At 57.3% G+C, this 11856-nt stretch carries 6 protein-coding genes; all 6 read left to right on the forward strand.

Annotation, left to right across the window (positions count from 1 at the left end):
* Nucleotides 1-10 precede the first annotated feature (10 nt).
* Nucleotides 11-2653: an aminopeptidase N gene (pepN, locus tag MSNKSG1_RS02585; protein WP_008937679.1), complete on the forward strand. Its 2643-nt coding sequence runs from the start codon at nt 11-13 to the stop codon at nt 2651-2653.
* 184 nt (nt 2654-2837) lie between these two features.
* Nucleotides 2838-4226, forward strand: a complete 1389-nt coding sequence (locus MSNKSG1_RS02590) for a DUF1329 domain-containing protein (protein WP_008937680.1) — start codon at nt 2838-2840, stop codon at nt 4224-4226.
* Between the two features lie 145 nt (nt 4227-4371).
* Nucleotides 4372-5517 carry a WD40/YVTN/BNR-like repeat-containing protein gene (locus MSNKSG1_RS02595; protein ID WP_227497934.1) on the forward strand — a complete coding sequence of 382 codons (1146 nt, stop codon included), beginning with the start codon at nt 4372-4374 and terminating at the stop codon, nt 5515-5517.
* Nucleotides 5518-5563: 46 nt separating this feature from the next.
* Nucleotides 5564-7948 carry an efflux RND transporter permease subunit gene (locus MSNKSG1_RS02600; protein WP_008937682.1) on the forward strand — a complete coding sequence of 795 codons (2385 nt, stop codon included), beginning with the start codon at nt 5564-5566 and terminating at the stop codon, nt 7946-7948.
* A gap of 191 nt (nt 7949-8139) precedes the next feature.
* Nucleotides 8140-9120 (forward strand): TAXI family TRAP transporter solute-binding subunit, encoded by a 981-nt coding sequence (locus MSNKSG1_RS02605; protein WP_008937683.1) that lies wholly within the window; start codon nt 8140-8142, stop codon nt 9118-9120.
* An 87-nt stretch (nt 9121-9207) separates the two neighbouring features.
* Nucleotides 9208-11808 carry a TRAP transporter permease gene (locus tag MSNKSG1_RS02610; protein WP_008937684.1) on the forward strand — a complete coding sequence of 867 codons (2601 nt, stop codon included), beginning with the start codon at nt 9208-9210 and terminating at the stop codon, nt 11806-11808.
* Nucleotides 11809-11856 lie beyond the last annotated feature (48 nt).

Consider the following 11856-nt stretch of genomic DNA (forward strand, 5'->3'; position numbering starts at 1 on the left):
GGAGATTGTCATGCGTAGTAACCAGCCCCAAACCATTTACCTGAGTGACTACACGGTTCCTGCGTATCTGGTTGATCACGTGGACCTGAGATTCGAGCTGTTCGAGGACGGCGCTCGTGTTCACAGTACCCTGTCGATCCGTCGCAATCCGGAATCCGCACGGAGCGATGCGTCACTCTCACTGGATGGAGACAGCCTCTCGCTTCAGGGGGTGAGTCTCGATGGGCGCGAGTTGCAGGCGTCGGAATACGAGCTGACTGACGATCAGCTTGTGATTGCCGATGTGCCCGATGCCTTCCAGCTCAATGTCGTTACCTGGATCGAGCCTCAGAACAACACCCGACTGGAGGGGCTCTACAAGTCCTCGGGAATGTTCTGTACCCAGTGCGAAGCCGAAGGATTCCGTTGCATCACCTTTTTCCCGGACCGTCCGGATGTGATGTCCCGGTTCCGTACCCGCATCGAAGCGGATCAAACGGCGTACCCTGTTTTGCTGTCCAACGGCAATGACGTGGATCGCGGTGAACTGGAGGGCGGTCGCCACTTTGTCACCTGGGAGGATCCGTTCCCCAAACCCTGTTACCTGTTTGCCCTGGTGGCCGGGGATCTGGTGGAAAAACGCGACACCTTCCGGACCTGTTCCGGCCGGGATATTGATCTCCGGATGTATGTGGAACCCCGGAATGCCGCGAAATGCGAGCACGCGATGGACTCCCTGAAACGTTCAATGCGTTGGGATGAGGAGGTCTACGGCCGTGAATACGATCTGGACATTTTCATGATCGTGGCGGTGGACGACTTCAACATGGGGGCCATGGAGAACAAGGGACTCAACATCTTCAACTCGTCCTGCGTTCTGGCCAGCCAGGAGACCGCCACAGATGCTGCCTTCCAGCGCATTGAAGCGATTGTCGCCCATGAGTATTTCCATAACTGGTCCGGCAATCGGGTGACCTGTCGGGACTGGTTCCAGCTGAGCCTGAAAGAAGGCTTTACCGTATTCCGGGATTCCCAGTTCTCTGCGGATATGGGGTCGCCGACGGTGAAACGGATCGAGGACGTTACCTTGCTGCGGACCGCCCAGTTTGCCGAGGACGCCGGCCCCATGGCCCATCCGGTGCGCCCCGCGTCGTACATGGAGATTTCCAACTTCTACACCCTGACCATCTATGAGAAAGGCGCCGAAGTGGTTCGCATGATCCACAACCTGCTCGGATCGGAGATGTTCCGCAAGGGCAGCGATCTCTACTTCGAGCGTCACGACGGTCAGGCGGTAACCACCGACGACTTTGTCAGGGCGATGGAGGATGCATCGGGTCGGGATCTGGCGCAGTTCCGTCTCTGGTACGAGCAGGCCGGCACGCCCGTGCTGACGGTGTCCGATGAGTTCGATGAAGCGGCGGGGATTTATCGCCTGACCATCAGGCAGGACATTCCGGACACGCCGGGCCAGATTGACAAGAAACCACAGCACATACCGTTCGCGCTGGGCCTGCTAGGTTCCCATGGCGAGCCTTTGCCCCTGCGGCTGGCGCCGGATGATCAGGATGCCCCGGATGAGCGTGTTCTGGAACTGACCGACGCCGAACATACTTTCGAGTTCCATGGTGTGGACGAGCGACCGGTGCCCTCGTTGCTGAGGCATTTCTCCGCACCGGTTCGCGTGCAATATCCCTGGACCCGGGAGCAGCTGCTGTTCCTGATGAGTCACGATCCCGACGGCTTCAATCGCTGGGATGCGGGCCAGCGGCTGACGGTGGATGTCATCCAGTCTCTGGTGGGCACGCCAAAGGACACGCCGGTAGAGCCACGGCTGGTGACCGCCTACAGGCACCTGATCTCAGATTCGGGACTGGACCAGGCACTGGTTGCCAAGATGCTGCAATTGCCATCGGAAGCCTACCTGATCGAATTGTCCGAGAGCGCCGATGTGCCGGCCATCCATGAGGCACGGGAGCGTGTGCTCAAGCATCTGGCGATCGCCCTTCGCGACGAACTGGTCGCCTGTTACAGACGGAACGGTGAGTCGGGCGCCTACGAGGTTACCCCCGAGGCTGTTGCCAGGCGCAGTCTGCGCAACACGGCCTTGTCCTGGTTGCTGGCCATTAACGACGAAGAGGCCCGCGAATTGGCCGTTCGCCAGTTCCGCGGTGCCGATAACATGACCGATCACATGGGGGCGCTCCGGGCCCTGGTCAATTCCGATTACGAGGATGACCGGACCGAAGCCCTGGCGACCTTCTACGAGCAGTTTCAGGACGACCCTCAGGTGGTCGAACTCTGGTTCTCGGTGCAGGCGTCCAGCGACCGGGCGGGGCAGTTGCCGCAAATCCGGGAGCTGATGGCACATCCGGCCTTTGACTGGAAAAACCCCAACAAGGTTCGCTCCGTTGTAGGAGCCTTCGCCGGGCAGAATCTGGCGGCGTTCCATCATGCTGACGGTTCCGGCTATGAGTTCCTGGCGGATCAGGTCTGCCGTCTGGATGACAGCAACCCCCAGATTGCGGCCAGACTGGTGACACCGCTGACTCGCTGGCGCAAGTTTGCACCTGCCTACAGTGCCAGCATGAGAGCCGCCCTGGAGCGCATCCGCGACAAGAAAGGGCTTTCCCGGGATGTCTACGAGGTGGTGCACAAAAGCCTGGCAGACTGATTCGCTGTTCCCTTCCTCTGATATCGGGCTGTGGCGGTGAAGACCCCGTCACAGCCTGATACAAAATCGCACTTTCGGTCGATAGACTTCGTTGCCGGATCGGCTAACCTAAAAGAACGTCATAGTATCCATCAGACCACAATAAAAAGCCCCTAAGAGGCTTCCAGACGGATTTAGGTAGACCATGAGATATAACAAAAATGTGTTGTTCGGCAGCCTCCTGGCTCTGTCCGTGGCAGCTGCGCCCGTCAGTGCCGCCGTATCGCAAAGCCAGGCTGACCGCCTGGGAAAGGATCTGACGCCTTTTGGCTCCCCGAAAGCTGGTAATAAATCAGGAACCATTCCCGATTGGGATGGTGGACTGACCGAACCGCCTCCCGGATACGAAGGGAGTGGCCAGCATCACATCAACCCGTTCCCGGACGATCAGGTGCTTTTCACCATCACCGCCGCCAATATGGATCAGTACAGTGATCATTTGAGCGAAGGTGTGAAGGCCATGTTCGAGACCTATCCCACCACGTTCAAGGTGCCGGTGTACAAGAGCCGCCGCACGCACGCGATTCCGGATTGGGTCGCCAAGAATGTGAAGGACAACGCAACGTCTGCGGAAATGGTGGGCGAGGGCGCCGGTATCAAGGGTGCCTATGGGGGCTACCCGTTCCCGATTTTGAGCGGGAACGATGAACAAAAAGCCTGGCAGGTCATGTGGAACCATCTGACCCGCTGGCGTGGGATTTACGTCACCCGTCGTTCGAGTGAAGTGGCTGTCCAGCAGGACGGTGATTACTCGCTGGTGACCTCACAGCAGGAAGTGTTCTTCAACTTCTACAACCCGAAGGGTGATGAAAGCACCCTGGACAACATCATTTTCTATTATCTGTCGTTCACCCTGTCACCACCCCGTCTTGCCGGTGGTGCCATCCTGATCCAGGAAACCCTGAACCAGATCATCGAGCCGCGTAACGGATGGGGGTACAACGCAGGCCAGCGGCGCGTTCGCCGGGCGCCCAACCTTAACTACGATTCCCCGATCGCGGCATCCGACAACCTGCGCACCGCCGACGACACCGACATCTTTAACGGGGCGCTGGACAAGTACAATTGGAAGTACCTGGGCAAGCGCGAGATCTACATTCCGTACAACTGTTACCGGATTGGTGAGGCCGGCGTGCCTTATTCCAAGATTCTCGGGATTTCCCACATCAACCCGGATCTGACGCGGTGGGAGTTGCATCGGGTCCACGTGGTTGAAGCGACCCTCAAGAAAGGTGAGCGTCACATTTATTCCAAGCGTCGTTTTTACGTGGATGAAGACAGCTGGAATGCGGTCCTGGTAGATCAGTACGACAGCCGAGGCAATCTCTGGCGCGTCACCATGGGCTTGCCGAAGAACTATTACGAGCTGCCGGGTGTCTGGACCGTTCTGGACGTCTATCATGATCTACAGGCACGTCGTTATCACGTTCTGGGACTGGATACCGAAGAACCGACTACCCGGGTCTTCTCGGACAAGATTCCGAACAAACGTTATTTCTCACCGGCTTCCCTGCGTCGCAGGAGTGTTCGTTAACACGCCAAGTCGCTTGATGTGAGACGGCCCTTCGGGGCAGCGGCAGTACGCATGCCGGCAATCGGGGGATTGCTGGCATGCGTATTGTTTAAGCCGGCAATGCCGGTCAGAGACACCGTGTAATAACAACCAATAGGCAATCTGAATGGCTACAAGCTTTGTGCGTAAAACTCTCGGTGCAGCGTGCCTGGGGCTCTCCATGGTCTGCGCATCCCCGGTGGCTATGGCGCTGGGAGATCTGCTGGAGACTCCGGCGCGTCCCTCGGACCTGGCTCCCGAGAGCCTGTTGAACGATGTCGCCAGCTCTGGCGACCGTATCGTGGCGGCGGGAGAACGCGGGCACATTATCTACTCGGACGATCAGGGAAAGACATGGAGCCAGGCGAAGGTTCCGGTCTCGGTAACCCTGACGGGCGTTGATTTTGGTACCAAGACGGATCTCTGGGCCGTGGGGCACAGCGGTGCCGTGCTGCATTCCGGGGATTCCGGTGCAACCTGGGAGCTCCAGCTGGACGGTATTCGCGCCGCAAAGCTGGCCATTGCCAGCCAGGAAGATGAAATCGCCCAGATGGAACAGCGGATCGAAGAGGCGCCAGAAGCCGATAAAGGCGATCTCGAATGGGCGCTGGATGATCTCAAATTCCGTTTGGAAAACATGCAGAGCGATCTGGACATCGGCCCCGTCAATCCGTTTCTCGATGTCTGGTTCGAGAATGCCAGTCATGGCTTTGTGGTGGGGGCCTACGGCATGATCTACCGCACCGTGGATGGTGGGAAGTCCTGGCAGGATTGGGCGCCAAAGATCGAAAACCCGCAGGGCTATCACCTGAATGCCATCTCCAGTGTGGCGGGCGGTGCGCTCGTGATTGTCGGTGAGGCCGGTCAGATTTTCGTGTCTGTCGATAATGGAGAGAGCTGGGAGAAGCGGGACAGCCCCTATCCCGGTTCACTGTTTGGTGTGATGGGCACGGGTCGGGTCAACGAGATTCTGGCCTTTGGTCTGCGTGGCACACTGATGTTTTCCTCCGACCTCGGCAAGTCCTGGTCTATTGTTAATACCGGTTCGTCCGCGACGCTGAACGACGGTGCCGCCGATGGTGACCGGATTGTTCTCGTGGGTAACGAGGGTACGGTCCTCACCAGTGGAAACAGCGGCGATACCTTCCGTGAAAGCCTTCTGGAAGACCGCGAAGGGCTGATGGGAGTGGTTCCCCTGGCAGATACCAATCTGCTTCTCGTGGGCGAACATGGTGCCAAGCGGACCGACGCTGACGGCAAAAAACTTCAATAACGCCCTGATGTGGCAATAACAGAATTCAATATAGAGGGGCTTTTGAATGTCCAACCCTAAGCACGATAAGGGCGAGCACTACCTCACAACGCCGAAGGCCGAGCCGTTTCTCGAGCGCGTCATCTTCAATAACCGGGCGATCATCCTCGGTTTGCTGGCTCTGCTGACCCTGTTTCTGGGGTACAACGCGATCAAGATCCAGCCGGATGCAAGCTTCGAGCGGATGATCCCGCTGGAGCATCCCTACATCGTCAACATGATGGATAACCGGAAAGACCTGGAAAATCTGGGGAACTTTGTCCGGATTGCTGTCGAGGCGAAGCAGGGGGATATCTTCAACAAGGAGTACATGGAGACCCTGAAGCAGATCACCGACGAGGTGTTTTACCTCAACGGGGTGGATCGCTCGGGCCTGAAATCCCTCTGGACGTCCAACGTTCGCTGGGTGGAGGTCACAGAGCAGGGGTTCCAGGGTGGTACCGTCATTCCGGACAACTACGACGGCTCCCATCAGAGCCTGGAGCAGCTGCGCCAGAATGTGTTGCGCTCCAGCGAAGTCGGCCGTCTGGTGTCGGATAACTTCAAGTCCACCATTGTGTACGCACCGCTGTACGAAAAGAATCCGGAAACCGGCGAACCTCTGGACTATGCCGAGTTCTCCCGTCAGCTTGAAGAAAAAGTGCGTCAGAAGTACGAGGCGCAGAATCCGAATGTTGAAATCCACATCGTCGGTTTCGCCAAGAAAGTTGGCGATCTGATCGAGGGCATTGGCTCGATCGCCTGGTTTGCGGGCATCACCATTGTGCTCACAACCCTGTTGCTGTTCTGGTACTCCCGTTGTATTGCAGGGACCCTGGTGCCGGTCGTGACCTCCATTATTGCGGTCTTTTGGCAGCTTGGAACACTCCGGCTCCTTGGTTACGGTCTGGATCCCTATTCCGTCCTGGTGCCGTTCCTCGTCTTTGCGATTGGTATCAGTCACGGTGTGCAGATCGTCAACGCCATGGCAGTCGAGGCTTCCAAGGGATTCGATGCGGTGACGTCCGCCCGACTGGCGTTCCGCTCCCTGTATATCCCCGGCATGCTGGCGCTGATTTCCGATGCCTTCGGCTTCCTGACCCTGTTCTTCATTCAGATCGACGTCATTCGTGATCTGGCGGTTGCGGCGGGTATCGGTGTGGCATTCGTTATCATCACCAACCTTGTGCTCCACGTACTGATCATGTCGTACATCGGTATCACGAAGCGTGGTGTCAATCACGTACAGAACCGGAGCAGTAACAAGGATCGGAAATGGCGGGTGCTTTCGTACTTCTCGCACCCGGGTGTGGCGCCTATTTCCCTGCTTATTGCAGTCATTGGTCTTGGTCTGGGTGTCTACTACAAGCAGGACCTCAAGGTTGGCGACCTCGACAAGGGGGCTCCGGAGCTTCGCAAGGACTCCCAGTACAATCAGGACAATGCGTTCATCATTGACAACTACTCCACCAGTGCCGATGTCATGGTGGTGATGGTCAGGACCCCGAAAGAGCAATGCACCCAGTACTCGGTGTTGCGTGCCATGGATGCCCTGGAATGGGAGCTCCAGAATACGCCGGGTGTCCAGTCGACGGCGTCGCTGGCAGATGTCTCGAAAATCGTGACCAAGGCGCTGAACGAGGGTAACTGGAACTGGTATGCGATCTCGCGGAACCAGACCATCATCAACGCATCGATACGGAGTGCACCCTCCGGCCTGATTAACACCGACTGCAGCCTGACACCGCTTCTGGTGTTCCTGGAAGACCACAAGGCGGAAACGCTGCAAACGGTGGTCAAGCGGGTTGAGGCGTTTGCCCAGGAGAATAACAACGACGAGCATACCTTCCTGCTGGCCGCGGGTAATGCGGGTGTCGAAGCCGCAACGAACGAAGTGATCTCGAAGGCCAAGGACCGGATGTTGATGTTCGTCTACGGCGTGGTGAGTTTGCTGTGCTTTGTTACGTTCCGGTCGATTCGCGCCGTGCTGTGTATCGTTATCCCGCTGGGACTCACGTCTGTTCTGTGTGAGGCGATCATGGCGGTGTCCGGAATCGGCATCAAAGTGGCGACTCTGCCGGTTATTGCACTGGGGGTCGGCATCGGCGTGGATTACGGTATTTACATATACAGCAAGCTTGAGAAATACCTGATTGAAGGTAAGACTTTGCAGGAGGCTTATTTTGAAACCTTGCGGTCCACCGGGAAGGCAGTTGTCTTTACGGGTGTGACCCTGGGTATCGGGGTTGTCACCTGGATCTTCTCTCCGATCAAGTTCCAGGCTGACATGGGTTTCCTGCTCTTCTTCATGTTCCTCTGGAACATGGTCGGCGCGATCTGGTTGCTGCCTGCGCTGGCACGCTTCCTTCTCCGGCCTGACCGGATGGTCGCGAAGGCAAGAGCAGCGGAATAAGCTTGCGTCCCGATTCAGTAAAAAAGCCCGCTTTGCGGGCTTTTTTATTGCTTGTTCAAATGTTTAGCGAGCAGGGGCCAGCTTTATTTATGCGATAAACTGGTCTATGTTCAAAGAGGACGCGACCGACGCCCGTCCCGATGCGGGCAGTCATATTAACTATAAATACCTGACAAAAAGGAAGAAGCTACATGACTCTGAAACTCAAAGTATCCGCTCTTGCGATGGCTGCGGCCGTCAGTCTTGGTGCTTCCACGTCTGTTTCGGCTCAGGAACAGCAGTTCATCACCATCGGTACCGGCGGTGTAACCGGGGTTTACTATCCTGCTGGCGGTGCTATCTGCCGGTTGGTCAACATGGATCGGAAAGAACATGGCATCCGTTGCTCCGTTGAGAGTACCGGCGGTTCTGTCTATAACCTGAATGCCATTCGTCAGGGCGAGCTCGACCTGGCTGTGGCCCAGTCCGACTGGCAGTACCATGCCTACAACGGCACCAGCCAGTTCAAGGATGACGGCCCCAACAAGAAGCTGCGCGCTGTATTCTCTCTGCATCCGGAGCCGTTTACCGTTGTTGCAAGCAAGGCCTCCGGCGTCAAGAAGTTTGAAGATCTGGCCGGAAAGCGCGTATCCGTTGGTAACCCGGGTTCGGGTCAGCGTGCAACGGCGGAAGTGCTGATGGACGAAATGGGCTGGACCATGGACAAGTTCTCCCTGGCAGCCGAGCTGAAAGCCTCCGAGCAGTCCCAGGCTCTGTGTGACGGCAACATTGATGCCTTCTTCTACACCGTGGGTCACCCGTCCGGCGCCATCAAGGAAGCCACAACCTCCTGTGACAGCGTTATCGTTGAAGTCGACAACGACGCAACCAAGAAGCTGATCAAAGAGAACCCTTACTATCGGAAGGCCGTTATCCCCGGTGGCATGTATCGTGGTACCGATGAAGACGTCACCACCTTTGGTGTCGGTGCAACTCTCGTATCGTCCACCGACGTCCCGGATGACGTGGTCTACGAAGTGGTCAAGGCCGTCTTCGAGAACTTCGACAGCTTCAAGCGTCTGCATCCGGCGTTTGCCAACCTGAAGAAGGAAGAGATGGTTCACGATGGCCTGAGTGCGCCTCTGCACCCGGGTGCCCTGAAGTACTACAAGGAAGTTGGCCTGATCAAGTGATCCGGCTGAGCTAAATAACGTGGCCACAGGCGACCTCGCCTGTGGCCTCTTCCGACCTTTTCGATTTCCCTCTGACAGGATCCGGCTATGACAAATAGCGACCCGAGAGCCGGGGATGCCGTCGATAAGCAGAAACTAGAGGAATTCCTCCAGACCGAGTCGGGTGGACGGGCCGCAACTGGGCCGGCCGCCATCATTCTCTTTATCGTTCCTTTGCTCTGGTCTCTTTTTCAGCTTTGGATAGCGTCACCGCTTCCTTATATTTTCAATATCGGCGTGTTCAATTCTACGGAAGCACGTTCGATTCATCTGGCGTTTGCCATTTTCCTGGCCTTTGCAGCCTTCCCGATGTTCAAGGGAAAGCATGCCAATCATGTGCCTATCTATGATTGGTTGCTGGCGCTGGCCGCCGCCTTCGCGGCCTCCTATATCTTTATTTTCTATCGGGACCTGGCGCAGCGTCCGGGCGCCCCGACCACGGCGGATATGGTTGTCGCCATGGTGGGCCTGGTGTTGCTGCTTGAAGCAACCCGTCGTGCTCTTGGTCTGGCACTGACTATCGTCGCTGCTGTTTTCATCTTCTACTCACTGGCCGGCCCTTACATGCCGGATGTGATTTCCCATGGCGGAGTCAGTCTCAGCAAATTGGCCTCACATCAGTGGCTGGGTACCGAAGGTGTATTTGGTGTGGCCCTGGGCGTTTCGACCAGCTTTGTCTTTTTGTTCGTACTGTTCGGCGCCATGCTGGAGAAAGCCGGCGCAGGCAGCTATTTCATCAAGATTGCCTATGCCATGCTGGGGCACATGCGGGGCGGACCGGCCAAGGCGGCGGTGGTCTCCAGTGGTCTCAGTGGCGTGGTGTCGGGTTCGTCCATTGCCAACGTGGTGACCACGGGCACGTTCACAATTCCGCTGATGAAGCGGGTGGGTTTTCCGGCGACCAAAGCCGGTGCCGTGGAAGTGGCTGCCTCGGTGAATGGCCAGCTGACACCTCCTATCATGGGGGCTGCTGCCTTCCTGATGGTGGAGTACGTGGGTATTCCTTATCTGGAGGTCGTAAAGGCGGCCATCCTCCCTGCGTTGATCTCCTATATCGCGCTGCTTTACATGGTTCACCTTGAAGCCTGCAAGCTCAACATGAAGGGCATCGAGCGGAAGGTGAAGCCGACCATGGCGCAGCGTCTGTTTAGCTGGGTCACCATCATTCTGGGCTTCAGCATCCTGACTCTGGTGGTGTACTACGGTGTCGGTTGGCTGAAAGGGGCGCTGGGTGAATCCGCACCCTGGATCCTCACGGTGCTCCTCGGCGTTATCTACCTGGCCCTGGTGGCTTACTCGTGCAAGTTCCCGGATCTGGATGAAGACGGTCCCGATGCAGATATCAATGAATTGCCGCCGTTGGCGGAGACCTTCAAGGCCGGATTGTATTATCTGTTGCCGGTGGTGGTTCTGGTCTGGTGTCTGACTGTTGAACGCTTCTCGCCGCAGTTGTCCGCTTTCTGGTCAACGGTGTTCATGATGTTCATTCTGGTGACCCAGAAGCCTCTGAAAGCCTTTTTCCGAAAGAGCGGAAATGTTGGCGAGTTGTTGCGTGGTGGCGTAGTCGAGCTTGGCGACGCACTGGTGACCGGGGCCCGAAACATGGTCGGTATTGGTGTTGCCACGGCGACGGCGGGCATTGTCGTCGGTACCGTGACGCTCACCGGTATTGGCCTGGTAATGACTCAGTTCGTCGAGTACATTTCCGGCGGGAACCTCCTGTTGATCCTCATCTTCACGGCGATCATCAGCCTGATTCTCGGGATGGGGCTGCCGACCACCGCAAACTACATTGTGGTGTCCACTCTGATGGCGCCGGTTATCGTGACCCTCGGGGCAGAAAACGGCTTCCTGGTACCGCTGATTGCGGTCCATATGTTCGTTTTCTACTTCGGCATACTGGCGGACGACACGCCGCCGGTCGGGTTGGCCGCCTATGCGGCGGCGGCGATATCGGGGGCGGATCCGATCCGGACCGGTGTCCAGGGGTTCATCTATGACATCCGGACCGCCATCCTGCCGTTCATGTTTATTTTCAATAACCAGCTTCTGTTGCTTGGTCTGACCGGCTGGTTTGATCTGCTCGTGACGGTGTTCAGCGCCATTACCGCGATGCTGGTCTTTGCCGCCGCAACCCAGGGATACTGGTTTACCCGAACCCGTTGGTGGGAAGTCGTGTTGCTGCTGTTGGTGACCTTTACCTTGTTCCGCCCCGGCTTCTGGTGGGATCAGGTATACCCGGCCATGGATCAACGCCCGGCAACGGAGATCTTCCAGCGGATTGACGAAGTACCGGCGGGAGAGCCGATTTACCTGCGTGCATCGGGAACGGCGATTTCAGGTGAAGAGGTCACCAAGGTGATCAGTCTGAACCTGCCGAAGGCCGAAAGCCCGGAACAGCGCCTGGCGCAGGCGGGGCTTGAGCTGTCCCGTCAGGGCGACGTGATGGCCGTGGATTTCGTCAACTTTGGCAGTGTTGCGGAGAAGGCCGGCATCAGTTACGGCTGGACAATCGACGAACTGGAAATTCCCAACGATCGTCCGCCGAAGGAATTGATGTTCATTCCGGCGTTCCTCCTGCTTGGACTGCTGGCCTTTGGCCAGCTCCGGCGAAAGGCCCGGGAAGAGGCCATAGCGGAGCCGGCATGATTCGTTGATAACGGACTCGTGTCTGTGAAACCCGGCGTTAACCCGCCG

Origin of the sequence: Marinobacter santoriniensis NKSG1 (assembly GCF_000347775.1) — a bacterium.
GTDB classification, from domain to species: Bacteria; Pseudomonadota; Gammaproteobacteria; order Pseudomonadales; family Oleiphilaceae; genus Marinobacter; species Marinobacter santoriniensis.